This window comes from Rhodococcus sp. SJ-3 (assembly GCF_051918125.1).
GTDB lineage: Bacteria > Actinomycetota > Actinomycetes > Mycobacteriales > Mycobacteriaceae > Rhodococcus.
This window is the reverse complement of record NZ_CM123306.1, coordinates 697,656-714,017: the sequence shown is the minus strand read 5'-3', so window position 1 is coordinate 714,017 and position 16,362 is coordinate 697,656. Positions and strand designations below refer to the sequence as shown.

22 protein-coding genes are annotated in these 16,362 nt (G+C 64.3%); 15 read left to right on the top strand and 7 right to left on the bottom strand.

Going from position 1 to position 16,362, the window contains the following annotated elements; translation table 11 throughout:
• Positions 1–28: 28 nt before the first annotated feature.
• Positions 29–679, bottom strand: a complete 651-nt coding sequence (locus ACTDXD_RS03225; RefSeq protein WP_440125757.1) for a superoxide dismutase family protein — start codon at positions 677–679, stop codon at positions 29–31.
• A gap of 152 nt (positions 680–831) precedes the next feature.
• On the opposite strand from ACTDXD_RS03225, the gene ACTDXD_RS03220 reads away from it, so the two are divergent.
• Both ACTDXD_RS03220 and ACTDXD_RS03215 read left to right on the top strand, forming a co-directional pair.
• Positions 832–1,362, top strand: a complete 531-nt coding sequence (locus tag ACTDXD_RS03220) for a hypothetical protein (protein ID WP_440125756.1) — start codon at positions 832–834, stop codon at positions 1,360–1,362.
• A complete protein-coding gene (locus ACTDXD_RS03215) occupies positions 1,362–1,844 on the top strand; it encodes a DUF421 domain-containing protein (RefSeq protein WP_440127515.1) in 483 nt (160 codons plus the stop codon). The genes ACTDXD_RS03220 and ACTDXD_RS03215 overlap by 1 nt, the downstream gene beginning before the upstream one ends.
• Here the strand turns inward: ACTDXD_RS03215 and ACTDXD_RS03210 are convergent.
• From ACTDXD_RS03210 to ACTDXD_RS03200, 3 genes are all read right to left on the bottom strand, one after another.
• Positions 1,837–3,318, bottom strand: coding sequence for an aminotransferase class I/II-fold pyridoxal phosphate-dependent enzyme (locus tag ACTDXD_RS03210; protein ID WP_440125755.1), 1,482 nt, complete (start codon positions 3,316–3,318; stop codon positions 1,837–1,839). The two genes, ACTDXD_RS03215 and ACTDXD_RS03210, sit on opposite strands and share 8 nt — an antisense overlap.
• Positions 3,319–3,642: 324 nt before the next feature.
• Complete coding sequence (surE, locus tag ACTDXD_RS03205) at positions 3,643–4,419, bottom strand: 5'/3'-nucleotidase SurE (protein ID WP_440125754.1); 777 nt, start codon at positions 4,417–4,419, stop codon at positions 3,643–3,645.
• A complete protein-coding gene (locus ACTDXD_RS03200) occupies positions 4,416–5,396 on the bottom strand; it encodes a PfkB family carbohydrate kinase (RefSeq protein WP_440125753.1) in 981 nt (326 codons plus the stop codon). The genes surE and ACTDXD_RS03200 overlap by 4 nt, the downstream gene beginning before the upstream one ends.
• 137 nt (positions 5,397–5,533) lie before the next feature.
• Here ACTDXD_RS03200 and ACTDXD_RS03195 point away from each other — a divergent pair, with 137 nt between their 5' ends.
• From ACTDXD_RS03195 to ACTDXD_RS03180, 4 genes are all read left to right on the top strand, one after another.
• Positions 5,534–5,989: an SRPBCC family protein gene (locus ACTDXD_RS03195; RefSeq protein ID WP_440125752.1), complete on the top strand. Its 456-nt coding sequence runs from the start codon at positions 5,534–5,536 to the stop codon at positions 5,987–5,989.
• Positions 5,986–7,605: a phytoene desaturase family protein gene (locus ACTDXD_RS03190; RefSeq protein ID WP_440125751.1), complete on the top strand. Its 1,620-nt coding sequence runs from the start codon at positions 5,986–5,988 to the stop codon at positions 7,603–7,605. Before ACTDXD_RS03195 ends, ACTDXD_RS03190 begins: the two co-directional genes overlap by 4 nt.
• Positions 7,606–7,701: 96 nt before the next feature.
• Positions 7,702–8,412, top strand: a complete 711-nt coding sequence (locus ACTDXD_RS03185; RefSeq protein ID WP_440125750.1) for a HemK2/MTQ2 family protein methyltransferase — start codon at positions 7,702–7,704, stop codon at positions 8,410–8,412.
• Positions 8,405–8,614 (top strand): CDGSH iron-sulfur domain-containing protein, encoded by a 210-nt coding sequence (locus tag ACTDXD_RS03180; protein ID WP_440125749.1) that lies wholly within the window; start codon positions 8,405–8,407, stop codon positions 8,612–8,614. Before ACTDXD_RS03185 ends, ACTDXD_RS03180 begins: the two co-directional genes overlap by 8 nt.
• Positions 8,615–8,757: 143 nt before the next feature.
• Here ACTDXD_RS03180 and ACTDXD_RS03175 read toward each other — a convergent pair whose 3' ends face one another.
• On the bottom strand, positions 8,758–8,913 hold the full coding sequence (locus tag ACTDXD_RS03175; protein WP_169690105.1) for a DUF6131 family protein: 156 nt from the start codon (positions 8,911–8,913) through the stop codon (positions 8,758–8,760).
• 154 nt (positions 8,914–9,067) lie between these two features.
• Here ACTDXD_RS03175 and ACTDXD_RS03170 point away from each other — a divergent pair, with 154 nt between their 5' ends.
• Positions 9,068–9,514: a DUF5709 domain-containing protein gene (locus ACTDXD_RS03170; protein ID WP_440125748.1), complete on the top strand. Its 447-nt coding sequence runs from the start codon at positions 9,068–9,070 to the stop codon at positions 9,512–9,514.
• Positions 9,515–9,558: 44 nt separating this feature from the next.
• Here the strand turns inward: ACTDXD_RS03170 and ACTDXD_RS03165 are convergent, their stop codons facing one another.
• A complete protein-coding gene (locus ACTDXD_RS03165; protein WP_440125747.1) occupies positions 9,559–10,236 on the bottom strand; it encodes a DsbA family oxidoreductase in 678 nt (225 codons plus the stop codon).
• A 250-nt stretch (positions 10,237–10,486) separates the two neighbouring features.
• Here ACTDXD_RS03165 and ACTDXD_RS03160 point away from each other — a divergent pair, with 250 nt between their 5' ends.
• The 8 genes from ACTDXD_RS03160 to ACTDXD_RS03125 all read left to right on the top strand — a co-directional run bounded on the left by ACTDXD_RS03160 (position 10,487) and on the right by ACTDXD_RS03125 (position 15,482).
• Positions 10,487–11,026, top strand: a complete 540-nt coding sequence (locus ACTDXD_RS03160) for a Dps family protein (RefSeq protein ID WP_440125746.1) — start codon at positions 10,487–10,489, stop codon at positions 11,024–11,026.
• 18 nt (positions 11,027–11,044) lie between these two features.
• Positions 11,045–11,272, top strand: coding sequence for a hypothetical protein (locus ACTDXD_RS03155; RefSeq protein WP_440125745.1), 228 nt, complete (start codon positions 11,045–11,047; stop codon positions 11,270–11,272).
• Positions 11,257–12,342, top strand: coding sequence for an NAD-dependent epimerase/dehydratase family protein (locus tag ACTDXD_RS03150; protein ID WP_440125744.1), 1,086 nt, complete (start codon positions 11,257–11,259; stop codon positions 12,340–12,342). The genes ACTDXD_RS03155 and ACTDXD_RS03150 overlap by 16 nt, the downstream gene beginning before the upstream one ends.
• A 60-nt stretch (positions 12,343–12,402) precedes the next feature.
• A complete protein-coding gene (locus ACTDXD_RS03145; protein ID WP_440125743.1) occupies positions 12,403–12,630 on the top strand; it encodes a hypothetical protein in 228 nt (75 codons plus the stop codon).
• An 80-nt stretch (positions 12,631–12,710) separates the two neighbouring features.
• Positions 12,711–13,568, top strand: coding sequence for an SDR family oxidoreductase (locus ACTDXD_RS03140; protein ID WP_440125742.1), 858 nt, complete (start codon positions 12,711–12,713; stop codon positions 13,566–13,568).
• Positions 13,569–13,628: 60 nt separating this feature from the next.
• The gene (locus ACTDXD_RS03135) at positions 13,629–14,606 is read left to right on the top strand and encodes a helix-turn-helix transcriptional regulator (protein ID WP_440125741.1); all 978 of its coding nucleotides are present in this window, start codon (positions 13,629–13,631) and stop codon (positions 14,604–14,606) included.
• Positions 14,603–15,166, top strand: coding sequence for a dihydrofolate reductase family protein (locus ACTDXD_RS03130; protein ID WP_440125740.1), 564 nt, complete (start codon positions 14,603–14,605; stop codon positions 15,164–15,166). The genes ACTDXD_RS03135 and ACTDXD_RS03130 overlap by 4 nt, the downstream gene beginning before the upstream one ends.
• 94 nt (positions 15,167–15,260) lie before the next feature.
• Entirely contained in the window at positions 15,261–15,482 is a 222-nt protein-coding gene (locus tag ACTDXD_RS03125; RefSeq protein WP_440125739.1) for a hypothetical protein, read from the top strand.
• Between the two features lie 4 nt (positions 15,483–15,486).
• Here ACTDXD_RS03125 and ACTDXD_RS03120 read toward each other — a convergent pair whose 3' ends face one another.
• Complete coding sequence (locus ACTDXD_RS03120; RefSeq protein ID WP_440125738.1) at positions 15,487–16,344, bottom strand: polyphosphate kinase 2 family protein; 858 nt, start codon at positions 16,342–16,344, stop codon at positions 15,487–15,489.
• Positions 16,345–16,362 lie beyond the last annotated feature (18 nt).

Genomic DNA, 16,362 nt, shown 5'->3' with positions numbered 1-16,362 from the left:
CCCGCATCTCGATCGGCGGCGACGGACCTCAGAAATCGGTGTCGATGCACGCGAGCCGATCGCCCGCCATCCCGGCCTCACCCGGCCCGGTCATGGTGTGCTGCGCGTGGAGCACGAGGGAATTGGCCTCATCGTCGCGGAACTCCCAGTCGACGGTCGTCGAAGCCTGGGCTGCGCCGTTGTCGTCGGTCGTGATGTCGAGCCAGACCTCGTTCTGGGGATTCGCGTAGGCAGGGTCTGTCGATGGCGAATCCGGGGTCGCGGCAGGGTCCACCTCGTTCTGATAGTGAGGCCCCGCGTCCGATGGCTGCGGCCCGCACGGCTGGGTGTGCACGTGCACGCCGAAGTCACGCATCGGTGCCAGGCCCGTCGCGTCGAGGGTGATCGTCGTGCGGCCGTCCTCCTCCTCGGAGTCGACTCTCACCACGGAGCCGACGGGCACGGCGGCCTCGTCGTAGGTGAAGGCATCGTCGTCGTCGCTGGGTTCTCCGGGTACCTGGAATCCGCCTGCCATACCGGGCGCGGGCGTGGGGATGTCGTCGGTTGTTGTTTCGGCGGTGGTCAGGGGTGGTGTCTCGACGGTGGCGTCATCGGTTGTCGCTTCGTCGTCGCCGCAGCCGACAGCCAGGAGCGCGGTCAGTGACACCGTCGCGATCAAAGTGGTGTGTCGTGTGTTCATGAAGGTCGCGTACCCGCAGTGCACGGCACCGAACCCTCGCTGCCATCGAAGTCGAGGGCGCCTCGCGTACCCGGTACCGCCACCGCGTAGCCGCCTGTGGGCATTTCACACGAAGCCCGGCGCGTGGGTCATGATCGTGGGAGATTCGGACGATGGACGCCTCCGATCGAATCCCGGACTCGGTACTGGACGATGTCGGGACCGTCGCCCGTTCCCCGGCTGTCGCCTGGCTGCGGCGAGGTGCGATAGGTCTTCTCCTCGTCGTGGTCGTAGTCGGCTTCACCGGGCGTCTGGGGGTCTACAGTGCGACCGCACATGCATCCGGTGGCGGATACGAACTCGACCTCGAGTACCCGCGGGTCGCTCGGCCAGGATTGGACGTCCCCTGGAATCTGACGGTCCGGAAACCAGGGGGTTTCACGGAGCCGGTGGTGATCGTCGTCGAGTCCGATTATTTCGATATCTTCGAAAGTCAGGGGTGGACGCCTGAGCCGTCGGCGGAGACCTCCGACGCCGATCGCACCTATATGACCCTCGACCCACCTCCCGGCGACACCCTCTCACTCGGGTTCGACGCGTATATCCAACCGTCCAGCCAGACAGGAGCATCGGGCTCGGCATCCGTACACGAGAACGGAATCGATGTGGTCACTGTGGAATTCAAGACGTGGGTGTTGCCCTGATGGAGATCATCATCCGCGCGGCGGTTCTCTTTCTGTTCCTGTGGGTGGTCACGCGGATCGTCGGGAGGTCGACGGTAGGCGAACTGAGTACCTTCCAGCTGATCCTCTACATCGCGATGGGCGATCTCATCCAGCAAGGAGTCACGCAGCAGGATTACTCCGTCACTGCGGCTGTCCTGGCGGTCGGCGTGTTCGCCTTGCTCACCATGGGACTGTCATGGATCAATTCCCGGTTTCCCCGCATGCGGGGTGTCACGCACGGAATCCCTGTCATCATCGTCCGCGACGGAGTTCCCGATCTCGACCGACTGCGCACCGAAAGGATGTCGCTCGACGATCTGATGAGCAGCGCACGCCAGAAGGGCATCCGCCGGTTCGACGAGATCGAACTCGCAGTCCTCGAGACCAACGGACGCGTATCGTTCTTCACGCGGACCGGCGGGGAGGGCGCGGACGAACCCGTCCATCCGGACATCAGCTGACCGAGGATCGATCCTGGGCCACTACTCGAAATAGTTGCAGCGACGAGTCGGTTGCGTCGGGGAGGTTCATCCCGGCGTCCAGGCCGCTCCGCAGATAGTCGATGACGGACTGGTCCAATCGCTCGCCCGGCACCACGGTAGGGATGCCCGGTGGGTAGGGGGTGATCTGTTCTGCTGCGACCCGTCCTGCGGCGCGATCGCCGGAAACCATCTCCGTGCGGCCGAAGAACGCTTCCCGTGGCGACATGACGGACTCGAGTTGGATCTCGTCCGGAGTGGGTAAGTGAATCTTCGGCGGCGACTCGAACGACTCCGCGGCGAGCACCAACCGCTCGAGGGATTCGACGAGCCGGTTCACGGTCGTCTCGTTGTCGGACATCGACATCGTCGCAAGAATCCGGCGGTGATCGGTCATTCCCACATCCACATGGCAGTGCTCGCGCAGCCAGTCCGCGCATTGGTAGCCCGAGACGCCGAGCGCGCAGACGTCGACGAGGATCTGCAGTCGATCCAGTTCGTGTGATGCTTCTTCTCCGAGCAACCTGTCTTCGAGAACGTCGAGGCCATCGATCGCGGAGATCCGATCTCGCGCGTGCTGGGCCAGACCGAGTGTATTACCGAGCAATTCGGTGCCGCGTTCGACCATTTGACGCCGCCAGCCACCGATCGCCGCGTAGATCAGCACATTGGGGCTCGTGGTGGTCAGCAGATCGGCGCAGGCCGACAGGTGGACGCTGTCGACCAGATCGCCCTGCACGTGATAAACCGATCCCTGTTCGAAGCCTGCTCCCATTTTGTGGACACTGACCACGCACACGTCGGCGCCCGCATCCATCGCCCACGTCGGTAGATCTTCGTGGAAGGGCAGATGCGCACCCCACGCCTCATCGATGATCAGCGGCTTGCCCCGGTCGTGACATACCTCCGCGATACCGGCGATGTCTGCGCACGTGCCGTAGGGACTCGGGCTGACGATCAGCGCTCCCGCGGCATCGGGATGTGATTCCCACGCCTGCTCGACCTGTTCCGGCGACGGCGGATGGGAGAAATGCATTTCGTCGTCCCAGCGCGGCGTGATCCATCGGGGAGTGACTCCACTGAAGACCAATCCGGCGACGACCGATTTGTGTGAATCGCGCCCCAGCAACAACCCCCCGGGGTCATCGCCGGCAACTGCCATCATTGCGGCTTTCACCGACAGTGAGCTTCCGCAGGTGGAGAAGAAAGCCCGCTCGGCTCCGACGGCTTCGGCCATGAGTGCCTCGGCTCGGGGCAGGTAGCCGTTGCGCGTTCTCCGGTCGTCGAGCCCGCCGGATGCGAGCACGTCGGACCGAAATGGGTCACCGCCGAGTACTCGGGTGACATGCTCGTCGACCCCGCGACCCTGACGGTGCCCGGGTGGGGAAAACCCGTAGCGGTCGAGCCGGTGATACTGCTCCAAGGCTGTGAGCAACGGTGTTTCCGACTGATCCATGCTCTGGCGGCTACCCGGGACTCGTGCCCCGTAATCCTCGCGCATCGAGGAGGCGCACAGACGTCGCACCGAGCACATCATCCGCAACCTCGACGGAACCATCGGGGAACGCAACAGTTACGGAAGCGATCCGCGTGAAGTGAAGGGCTGACGCATGTCAGGGGCGTCTATTGATTCGGCGGCGGGCCACAACGAAAGCCACTACTGCAACGAGCGCGACGATCACAATGAGTTCCATGGGTCGGTGCGTACCCTCTTTTTCCCCATGGAATCCACCATCCACGTCGGGGTTGTCGAGGACCGGCCGGGCGCGGAGGCGGCCGGTCACGCCGCCGAGAACGTCAACGCGCTGAGATCGGTCCCGGACACTTCGAACGGCATCGTCAGCATTGTCGCGGTGGCCCAGCCGCGATGCAGCAGTGCGGCATCGCTCTCTCGAGTTTCGTCGATGACGACGCTTCGGAAGGTCACCGCGACGCTGCGGGCCTGGCGACCGTCCTCCCGTACCTCGCCGATTTCCGCTTGCACGGCGCCGAATTCGGCCAGGGGAGCAGTCCGTAAGCCCTGCAGTTCCTCTAGAGGGATGTCCGGAATGTTCACATTGAGTACCTGTCCCGCAGGAGCATGATCGGTTGCCCAGCGCACGGCACGGGCAGCCACTGATTCTGCTGTCTCCCATCGGGAAGGCGTCGTCCCGTCCAACGACAATGCGACGGCACGCGCTCCGTGACTCGCGGCGGTCAACGCGGCGCCCACAGTGCCCGAGTGCAGGATTGCGTGACCGGTATTGGGGCCGAGATTGATGCCTGAAAGCAGGATGTCCGGTGGCGGGCCGAATACGCCCTCCGCAGCGAGAAATGAGATCAGCGCGGGGGAACACTCGACAGCGAAGGCTTCGATGTCGGGAAAACCGGGGAGGGCCCGCCGCGACATCGACAACGTGCCGTCCTCTTCGAGTGCGGACAACGATGCGCTCGCGCCGCTGCGCTCGAGGTGCGGTGCGGCCACGCTCACGTCCAGTCCGGCCTCCACTGCGACCCGTGCCAATACTGTGAGGCCCGGACTGTCGATGCCGTCGTCGTTGACGATGAGTGCCTTCATCGTTGCCCCTCTTTCATCCGCCGCACCTGCACATTCTCTGCCATCCGCGCGACCGCACCGGCATGTCCGGTGGCGAGCCCCCTGCGGGTCACGTTGACGGCGCCTGCTGCGGCCCCCAGCCGAAGTGCTTCGACGTCAGGCTTTCCGGTCGCGAAGGCCGCCGCGAAGCCCGCCGTCATGGAATCTCCCGCACCGTGGTGGTCGACGATCTGAACGGGTGGCGTCTCGACCTCCCACAACTCGCCGTCGCACAGCGCGATGGCGGGGTCGCCTGCCCGGGAGACCACAACGGTCTCCGCCCCTTCGTCGTGCAGCCTGCGCATCGTGGCGACAAGGTCATCGACGTGGTCCGACGGTGCCAGACCGTCCTCGATGAGGTCTTCGTGGCTCACCTTGAGTACTGTGACTCCACCTTCCAGGGCGGCGGTCAGAGTCGGACCCGAAAGGTCGGCCACCACCGGAATGTTCAACGCGGACAGATCCGCACACAGTCTCCGGTAGACCTCGACCGGAACCGCCTCGTCACAGTGGGGGCCACCGATGATCGCTACGTCGGCGGCCATGGCGGCAGCGAGCGACGCACTGAACAGGTCGTCCGTCTCGTGCCGCGTCAGGGGAGGGGGCGGTACTTCCACCACCACTTTGCGTTCGCCGCCCCGGCGATCGTGGACGTACGAGCCGTTCTCTCGCGAGGTCGTCACAGGGTGGACCGTGAGGCCTTCGCGGTTGATGAGGTCGACGAGAATACGTCCCGCTTCGCCGCCGAACGGTCCGCACAGGTGTACGTCCATGCCGAGGATCGCTGCCATCCGGCCGATCCAGAACCCCTGTCCGCCCGCGTGGACATGCAATTCGTGACCGTCGTCGGGCGCTGTCTCGATCGTGACCGTCAACAGTGGTGAAGGAGCGAACACGAACGCACACGGAGAGGCGTCATCAGCATCGGACGTGGTCGTGTTGCCGGGGGCAGATTTCATGTTCTTCTGGTACCCGCGCCGGTGCTGCGTCACACCCGATCTCCGGTCGTGTGCATCGAACCCCGAATGGGTACGCCCAACCGCAGTTCGCAGATACGCAGACGTCGGCTCACGAACGATCGACCATGGAGGATGCAATGTCGCGAATCGCCTGGCAGGAAACTGCTGCTTCGCCCGAAGAGGTCTGGGATGTGCTTGCCGACGGGTGGAGGTATGCAGGATGGGTCGTGGGTGCCTCGCGAATTCGCCAGGTGGATGCCACCTGGCCCGAGGTGGGGAGTCGGATCCACCACTCGGTGGGCCTGTGGCCCGCGATGCTTCACGATTTCACGGAGGTGATCGCGCGTACTGCAGAGCACGAACTCCTTCTCTCTGCGCGGGCGTGGTTCTTCGGCCGTGCCGAAATCGGATTGACCGTCGACCCCTCGGGCAGCGGATCCCGGATCACCATGTCCGAACGCGTCGTCGGCGGCCCTGCACGCATCATCCCGGGTGTGCTCCAAGCAGAGCTGGTTCGTCCGCGCAATCGCGAGTGTCTGCACCGCTTGGCGTTGATCGCCGAACGCGCGACACCGGAGGGGAGGACAGCATGAGTGCCGACATCGATCACCGACAAGAGACAGGAGTGGGAACGGTGGACGCGGTCGTCATCGGCGCCGGGCCCAACGGATTGACCGCGGCGGCCGCGCTCGCCGACGCGGGCTGGGATGTGGTCGTACTCGAAGAGCAACCGACGCCGGGTGGTGCAGTTCGCAGCGCCGAACTGCATCCGGGCTTCATCGCCGATCTGTTCAGCGCGTTCCATCCGCTTGCTGCCGCATCGCCTGCCTTCCGCGCGCTGGACCTCGAATCGCACGGCCTGCGCTGGTGCCGTTCTGCGGCGGCATTCGGTCACCCGGACGGACCGGAGGACGACGACGCGGTGGTGGTACGACCGGACCCCGCCGACACAGCGGCCGACCTCGAACGGCGGTGCGCCGGCGACGGGAGGTCATGGCTGGCACTGGTCGAACAGTGGGAGCGGGTCCGCACACCGTTCCTGCATGCGCTGCTTCGGCCGTTTCCTCCCGTGGCCGGAGCGGCATCGCTGGTCCGCGCGTTGGGAACCGGGGAGACAGTGCGTTTCGCGAGGATGCTCGCGCTGCCGGTTCTACGAATGTCCGAGGAACTCTTCGGTGGATCGTCGGCGCGCTTGCTGATGCTCGGTAATGCGATGCACGCGGACGCCCCACCGGATGCACCCGGTAGCGGAGTCATGGGGTATGTCCTGACCATGCTCGCTCAGGACGTCGGGTTTCCGGCGCCTGCGGGAGGCGCAGGGGCGTTGACCGACGCGCTCGTGCGCCGCGGAGAGAGTGCAGGTGCGCGTGTGCTGTGCGGGCAGAAGGTCACCCGCATCGAGGTCGAGCGTGGACGGGCGGTGGCAGTGCAAACCGCGTCCGGTGAGCGCATCCGTATTCGTCGGGCAGTGCTCGCCGATGTCTCGGCGCCCGCACTGTACGGGCAATTGCTTCCGTCGGACGCGGTGAGCGATCGGATCCGTTCAGATCTTCGGGGTTTCCAATGGGACACCCCTGTCGTCAAGGTCAACTATGCACTCGATCGGCCTGTGCCCTGGCGGTCGCGATCTCTGGCCGGAACCGGAACAGTGCACGTCGGTGCCGATTCGCGTGCAATGGTGCGGTGGGTGGCAGACCTCGAGACCGGTGTGGTGCCCGAATCGCCGTTCATGCTGGTCGGGCAGATGACCGCCACCGACCCGTCGCGCTCTCCAGCAGGAACGGAGAGCTGCTGGGCCTATACCCATCTGCCCCGGGGAATCACCGACAACAACTCGGCGGATCTTCTCGCCGAACGCGTCGATACCCAACTCGAGGCGTACGCGCCGGGATTCGAGCAATCGATTGTCGGGCGCACCGTGCAACGACCGCACGATCTGGAGGCTGCCGACGCGAACCTTGTCGGAGGAGCTGTCAATGGGGGAACAGCACAGATCCACCAGCAGCTCTTCCTACGCCCCCTTCCCGGTTTCGGGGGTCCACGCACCCCCGTCGACGGTCTGTTCCTCGCGAGCGCCGGTGCTCACCCCGGCGGCGGAGTGCACGGGATGTGCGGATGGAACGCTGCCCGGGCAGCGCTGGAGGACATGAAGCCCACCGGAGGGCTGCGTCGTGGGCTGCACGGACTGACCCGGCGACTGCTGACGTGATGTCGCCTCCGGACTCTGATCGGCGCACCGGCGGGGTTTGATCGCATCACCACGGGGTATTCCCCGTGCGCCCCTAGGATCCGAGGTGATGATGTCGTGACAGCTCCACCAGTGCCCATCCATAGGCAGCCTGCCCGAGTGTGGCGAGTGCCGGGCGTATACCGACCGCAGGAAGATTCGTTTCTGCTCGCGCAGGCTCTCGGCGAGGCAGGTGGTGCTCGCAATGCACACGTGCTCGATTTCTGCACAGGTAGCGGATTTCTTGCCGTCACCGCGGCCAGACTCGGCGCTGCTTCGGTGACAGCCGTCGATATCGCGTCCCGTGCGGTGCTGACAGCACGATTCAACGCCCGCACACGCGGGCTGCCAGTGCGAGTGTTCCGTGGAGATCTGGAAGTCGCCACCCGGTCCGGGCCGTTCGATATCGTCGTGTCCAACCCGCCTTATGTCCCGCACGAGGGCGGGCAGGCCGACCCACGATGGGACGCAGGTCCTGACGGCCGCTGTGTCATCGATCCGTTGTGCGACGAACTACCGAATTTGTTGTCGGCCGACGGATTCGCGCTGATCGTGCATTCTGGATTCAGCGGCGTCGACGCTACCCTGGACCGGCTGCGTGGGAAGGACCTGAAAGCGGCAGTTGTTGCCCGGCAGAGTATTCCATTCGGTCCCGTGCTGCAGAGCAGGATGCGATATCTCCAGGAAGCGCGTCTGGCAGGCCAGAACGTCACCAACGAGGAAGTGGTGGTGATCCGTGCAGACAGAATGCGCCTCGGCGGTGAGAGTGAGCGTCTCCCAGATGAGTGAAGACGTCACGCGGGATCTGCGGGTGGTGCGTCTGGTGAAAGGCGGGCCCGCGCTTGTCGAAGGGCCCGTGCGCATTGTGACGGAAGACGGCAACGAGACCGTATCCGATCGGTTCATGGTCGCGGTATGCCGATGCCGACGCAGTGACACATATCCGTTGTGCGACACCAGCCACCGCAGATCTCGTCCGACTCCGAAGTGAGCGAACTCGACGCCTGTACGGCTCGATGAGACAACAGCGGGCCGAAGCGTCGAAACGCCTCGGCCCGCTGTCAACCCAGAAGTGAACCCTTCCAGGCCGCTCCTCGGAGGTCGATGCCAACCTGGAGGTCATGCCGATGGGGGTCAATACCAATGGGCGCGGCCTCCGATGGCTCGACCCGTTGCACCCAGGATGGCGAGGATGACCCCGACCACCAGAAGAATTACCCCGATCGTGGTGAGAATCGAGATTCCTGTCAGCCATCCGACCACCAGCAGAACCAATCCCAGAATGATCATCGCGTCACCTCGCTGTGTTATCCGTCGCCCGTTGGCATCGGAGGTTGAGTTCCGAATACCCGTACACGCGTACTGCAAAACCCGATTTCCGCGGGGAGATTCCCACAGCCTCAAACGATGGCGAGGCTCGAGTCGGAGTGGCATCGTCTGAGATATGCCTACATCGGAAAACCCCGGCGCCAGCGTTCCCGGCGAGTACAGCGTCGACGACGAAGACCAATTGCAGCCCGAAGACACCCTCATCGACCGCGGCCAGGACGACGTTCTGGACGAAGGATATTCGCCGCCGGACCGTCCGCTCGCGATGGAACCTCACGAGAGCCTCGAATCGCGTCTCGCGGAAGAAGAACCGGACTCGGCTCTGACCGCGATGCAGGGCGCCACCGCCGCGCCGGACGACGCCCGACTGGATTACCCGTCCAGGAGCGACGAAGTGGGCGGCGAACGGTCCGGCCGGCTCGTAGCGCCCGACGAGGGAACCGGCGAGGATGTCGACAAGGACCTGGTCGGCGACGACGTCGGAATCGACGGCGGTGCTGCTTCCGCTGAGGAAGCGGCTGTACACCGACTGGACGAGGAAGACATCGATCCGGACAGCTGAACCGGACCGGAGCATACGGGTCCACCTCGACCGGTCGACGGCCTTCAGGCCTGCGAGGCTCGTTTCACGAGTGTGCGGATGGCTTGTGGGTCGTCGCGGTCGACGACGGGAAAACCGGCGCCAGGCTCGCCGACCCAGTGCAGCGAAATCCCGGGGTTGTGGACGTCGCTTCCATCGGCGAGGAAGAAATGGGGGCTACCCTGTACCTCTGCTGTGTTCCTGCGGTAGTCGCGCATCATCGCGGCCCGAGCCGCGCCCGCGTCGAGCGTTTCGGCAAGGACATCGACATCGACGTGCGGACAGCGCGTCGCGATGTCGACAAGCTCGTGATGCAACGAGATCGTCCGGCTGTCGCGGAAGAAGGCCAGCCGGATTTCCATATCGAGCTCCTCTGCGGCCTGAAACGACTGGAGTTTCGCGGCGTGCACAGCCTCGTTCGCCGGTAGCGACGTACACGGCCAGGTTGCAGAGTCTCTCTGCCACGGCTTCCAGCCGAAATCCGGCTCGCATGCTCCCAGCACAGGAAACTCGGCGTCCAGATAGCGTTTCGGTACAGGAAACCTGTTGATGTCCTCGAGAGAGAACAGCCGGTGGTCGAGCCGGAGGCTGTCCGACAACCCAGCGGCATCCCGTTCCCGTATGAAGCGGGCGAGCGCAAGGGTGGACCAGCCGCACACCACATCCGTGTACACCACAACGGTGCCGGGTTCGACCGAAATCATGGTTCCTCCTAGTCGGTGAAGTTGTCTTTCTCCGAGTGGGTGCCCCGGCTCGCGGAGAAGAAACACGCGGAGGTCCCCGCCGAACACAGGGGATCGGCGCCGGGCGCATATCGGGCGGAACGCACCGATTTCAGAGCGTGGCGTAGAACGGCGCGGGTGTGGGCGGTTCTGTCTTTAGGAGGTTTCGGATGAGCGACATCCGGGGTATGCGGTGGTCACCTACAAACAGCACCCCCCAAGGAGACGAAACATGTCGAAATACACGGTGCCCGGTCTCAGCGACAAGGACGGCGCCGCTGTGGCGCGCGCACTCCAGGAACGCCTCAGTGCCTACAACGATCTGCACTTGACGTTGAAGCACATCCACTGGAACGTGGTGGGTCCGAACTTCATCGGTGTGCACGAGATGATCGATCCCCAGGTGGAGCTTGTCCGCGGGTATGCCGACGAGGTGGCAGAGCGAATCGCTGCGCTCGGAGAATCGCCGCTCGGAACACCCGGTGCTATCGAAAAGTACCGCACGTGGGACGACTATTCGGTGGTTCGCGACACGGCGCAGGCACACCTTGCCGCCCTCGATCTGGTGTACGACGGCGTGATCACCGACAATCGCAAGGCGATCGAGAAGGTCGGCAAGCTGGACCCCATCACGGAGGACATTCTCATCGGGCAGACCGGCCAGCTCGAGAAGTTCCAGTGGTTCGTGCGTGCCCACCTCGAGAACGCTTCCGGAGCGCTGGCGAATTCCGATGCGCATACCGAGAAGAAGGCCGCGAAGTCGGCCCGCTGATCAGCGAGGCGACCAATCATGAGTGAAAGCAAACGAGAGTTCGTTGCGCTCCGGCTCGACGAAGTGATTCACGAACTCGAAGCAGACGCGCCGATCGACGAAGAGACTGCGGGAACAGGTCGTCCGGAAGGTGTATTGGTGACCGCCCAGCGACACCGCGCGGAGATCGATACAGCCGATGATGCGACGCTCGACCGTATTGCGGCTGCCTACCCGCAGATCGAAGAGGCATGGCAAAGCCGCTGAATCGGATCGTCGTCACGGGAGCAAGCGGAAATGTCGGCACTGCAGTGCTCCGGCGTTTCGCGTCTCGTGCCGTGCGGCCTGAGATCATTGCCGTCGCGCGCCGGATTCCTCCGGCGCGCGACGTCTATGCGTCGGCCCGCTGGCACAGTCTGGACCTCGCGGATCCCAATTGTCACGCCCAGCTTCGGTCGATCGTGCGCGACGCCGATGCGATCGTTCACTTGGCGTGGGGATTTCAACCGTCGCACCGCCGTGATTACCTTCGCCGCACTGCGCTCGGGGGGACCAGAGCGGTGTTCACTGCGGCGGCCGAGGCCGGAGTGCCGCACGTGGTGCACATGTCATCCGGCGCGGTGTACGCAGCAGGCGCGAACGAGCGGTTCGTCGACGAATCCTGGCCTGTGACCGGGGTGAGCTCCTGCGATTACAGCGCCGACAAAGTGCAGGCCGAGAAGATCCTCGATGATTTGTCCGCCGATGCCGACGCCCCTGCACTAACTCGATTCCGGCCCGGCTTCATCGGCCAGCGAGCTGCCGGAACGGCCTTGCGACGCTACGTATCTCCCGACTTCCTGCCCGGTGTGGTACTCCGGCATCTGCCGCTGTTGCCGATCGATCGTAGTCTCAGAATTCCCGCTGTGCACGCAGATGACGTGGCAGCGGCGATAGTATCCGCTCTCGAACAACGTGTTCCTGGAACTTTCAACCTGGGTTCCGAGCGCGCGGTGCTGGCGGCCGACTTCGTGGCGCCCTTCGAGTGCGCAGCGCTTCCGGTTCCGTGGCGTGCCCTGGCAGCAATCGCCGATGCGACCTGGGGCCTGCGCATTCAGCCTGTCCAGGGCGGGTGGATCGAGCTCGCGTATGCGACCCCCATGCTCGACTGCAGTCGGGCCATGAGCATGCTGGCCTGGAAGCCCGCCTACGACGGTCCACAGGTGTGGAACGAAACGGTGAGCGGGATGCGGTCCGGTGCGGGGACACCGAGCCCGGTGCTGCGTACGCGTACCGTGCGCGAGACGGCGGCGACACTCGTCGAGCGCGGACCGATCGATAGGCGGATCCCGCCGTAGGCGCGTACCTGGCTCGCAGTGAGTGTTTCACCGTGGAGGTGAGGTGGGTATACCCGAGGCATGACCAACGCACCCCAGCACAACCGACCCACCACAGGTAGTCGCGCGGCCGGATGGGTCGGATATGGCTGTGTCCTCGTCGGGATTGCACTCATCGCCCTCGTGCTTGCCGCGGCCGGCGATGGCTTCGAGGGTTGGGCGACTCTCGGAATCATTGCTGGGATCGTCGTGTTCCTGGTGGGCGGAGTGATGATCGCCTTCAATTTCCGGCGTCGCACCTCGGACTGAGTGGCTCGGCCCGGTGAGATTCGGCCAGATCGCGCAGCGCGATGGTGTGTATCTCACCCCGGTGGGGGTACTCGACCGCCATGGACGACGGTAGGGAACGGGAACCTCACACCATCGACTACCCGGGAGAGACCGGGCAGATGGCAGAACGCCCGCGCGACGAGATGCGGGACTATCGAGGACGAGACCTCCTCGTCGGGCGAAAAGCGCTGATCACGGGCGGTGACTCCGGTATCGGACGAGCGGTGGCGGTGGCGTTCGCGAAGGAAGGTGCGGACACGGCTATTGCCTATCTGGAAGAGCATCCCGACGCCGAACACACCGCCGCTCTGGTGCGTAGGGCGGGTCGTTCGTGTCATCTGTTGCCCGGGGACCTTGCAGATGCGCAGCACTGCCGATCCGTGGTCGCCGAGGCAGCCGACCGGCTGGGTGGGCTCGACATCGTCGTCAACAACGTGGGCACCCAGCAACCGGTGGACGATCTGGCCGAGCTGAGCGACGAGCAGTGGCGCCGCACGTTCGCAGTCAACGTCGACAGCTTCTTCCACGTGACGAAGGCAGCGTTGGCCTACCTGCCTCGCGGGTCTGCGGTGATCAACACCGCCTCGATAAATGGCCTGCGCGGCAACAAGAGTCTCATTGACTATTCCGCAACCAAAGGCGCAATCATCGCCTTGACGTATTCGCTCGCGCAGACGTTCCAGGACAGGGGAATTCGCGTCAACTGCGTCGCACCCGGACCTGTCTGGACACCGTTGATTCCCGCAACCATGGATGCCGGCAAGGTGTCGGAGTTCGGACAGCAAGCGCCGTACGGACGCGCCGCACAGCCCGACGAGATCGCACCGTCCTATGTCTTCTTCGCGTCCGACACGATGTCGTCTTACTACAGCGGCGAGGTGCTGGCGCCCATCGGCGGCGAGACGTTGCCCGGTTGATCTGCGAGGCGAGCAAGAACGGTCAAGCGCGGGCCACACCCTCTGGGTGACACTGGATTCATGACCGGACCCGGACGCGACAGACTACGCGAACTGCTCGATGCCGTCCTCGACGAGGACCACGCGAACCTCGGTGACATGGCGCGTGGCGCCTTCGCCTCGCCATGGCATTTCAGTCGCCAATTCTCGATGGGCACAGGGGAATCCCCGGTTGCGCTGCGACGAAGGGTGATGCTCGAGCGTGCTGCGTGGCAGTTGCGTGACGGCTGCGGTGTCACCGATGCGGCTTTCTCTGCCGGATACAATTCGGTGGAGGGGTTCAGCCGCGCGTTCTCCCGAGCGTACGGATATCCACCGAGCGCGACCGGGGGCCGCACACTCGCGCCCTCCGGCTACTCGCACTGGCTACCCGCTCCCAACGGAGTCCACTTTCATCCCCCCATGCATCTGTGGGTGGAGGATGACGCCGGCGGATACGGACACCGCGCAGGAACAGGTCAGGTGACTGCGCAGATGGTTCATCATGATCTCGACGACACACGGGCGCTGCTGAACGTCGCGACCGATCTCGACGTGGTCGAGTACGAACGAGTGAGATTCCCGGACCTCGTGGTGCTCGAATGGGACGGCCCAGAAGAGTCGATCGCACAGGTACTCGGCAATCTGGTGTGGGCGAAGCAGATGTGGCTCGCATCGATGATCGGTGCCGACGAACCCATGCGTTCGGACGGGGACGCGGCCTCATTGTGCAAGCAGTTCGAAGTGATCGCGCCGCAGTGGGCGGAAGCCGTACGCGACATCGATCGTCGCAATGCTTGGAGCGATCGTCTGATCGACGCATTGTGTGACCCGCCGGAGAGTTTCATGCTCGGTGGTGTCATCTCCCACGTGCTCACATTCGCGGCGCATCGACGGCAGCTCGTGCGTCACATGCTGCGAAATGCAGGCCGCAACATCGACAACGGGGACCCGCTCGAATGGCAGCGCGGACTTTCCCCACTCACGCTCGGCGACGAGCCGGAAGGAAGCGCGACATGACTCGGATGACCTTCTTCACCGCAAGCACACTCGACGGATTCATCGCGACGGAGGATCACAGCCTCGACTGGTTGCTGTCGCGTCACATCGACCACGACGGACCCGGAGGGGGTTCGGCATTCATGTCCAGGATCGGTGCGGCTGCAATGGGCGCCTCGACGTATCAATGGGTGTTGGACCATGAAGGGCTCGACAAGTGGGAGTACACGTTTCCTTGCTGGGTCTTCACGCACCGAGATGGCATGCCGGTGGCGCAGGGGCCGGACGGGCCGGGCGACATCCGGTTCACGCAGGACGATGTTCGCACGGTCTACGCCGAGATGGCCGAGGCCGCCGGTGATCGTGAGTTGTGGATGATCGGAGGTGGAGACCTGGCAGGTCAGTTCGCCGATCACGGCCTGCTCGACGAGATGATCGTGTCCCTTGCTCCGGTCACGATCGGTGCCGGTAAGCCGCTGTTGCCGAGGCATCTCGAACTGGAACTGACCGATCTCACCCGCAACGGGGAGTTCGCGATCGCGACCTATCGCGTGAAACCGCCTGTCACGCCGGACCGCTGACCTCCGGCGACGACCATCCGACCTTGTGACGGACGGCACTCGAGGGTACCGTCGGGGACAACCGAAACGCAGTCCTCGGGGAAGGAGACAGGCTATGAAGCTCAATCTCTTCGTCGCGTGGTCGGGATACGCGCTCGCGCTGATCGCAGTGATCACGATCGCATTCACACTGGTTGCAGCGGGGTCCGGACATACCGCGTTCGCACTCGCCAGCGGAATTGCGGCAGCCGCGGCCCTGCTCCTCGCATTCGGCATGGTGGCAGGCACCATCCGGCGAGATCACCATCGTCATATCGAGACTCCGCACTTGTTCTGACCGGTCAAGATTCTTCCAGTCGTTTTCTCTCGGCCTCGACGTCGAAGTTCGGTTCCGGCCAATCGAGGTCGAGATTCTCGAAGGCGTCGATGAGTAGCTCCATGACGGCGATTCGGCTGTACCACTTCCGGTCGCACGGCACGACGTACCAGGGAGCGTGCTCGGTGTTGGTCTTGTCGAGCATGTCCTGATAGGCCTGCTGGTACTCGGGCCACAGTGCGCGCTCGTCGACATCGCTGGCGTTGTACTTCCAGTGCTTGTCCCGACGCTCGAGCCGCTCGGCCAATCGATGCTTCTGTTCGTCGAGGGAGACGAACATCGCGACCTTGACAATGGTGGTGCCGTTGGCCGCGAGGTCGCTCTCGAAGCGGTTGATCTCGTCGTAGCGCCTACGCCAGACGGTCTCGGGCACCAGATTGCGGACGCGGGCGACGAGGACGTCTTCGTAGTGCGATCGGTCGAATACCCCGAGTTGGCCGTCCCGGGGGAGAGCCTTGTGGACACGCCACAGGAAGTGGTGACGCTTCTCCTCCGGAGTCGGCACACCGAATGCCTTGTGATCGACCCCCTGGGGGTCCACGTGTCCGATCACGCTGCGGACCATCCCGCCTTTGCCGGCGGTGTCCATGCCCTGCAGGATGAGGAGCACCGAACGTTCGTCGCCCAGGCGCCCGTTCGCGAAGAGCATCTCCTGTAGATCGGAGAGCACGGCGCCACGTTCCTCTATCAGCGTCGTCCCGAGTTCCTTGCCTCCGCTGAAGCCCGGTGTGCCGTTGGTGTCGAGGTCGGCGACCTGGTTGTGTGGTCCCGCGCGCAGTACCGCCGCTGCCGGGGTGTGCCATCCGTCGCCGTTGTTTCCCATGGCGATGAGCGTGCCACA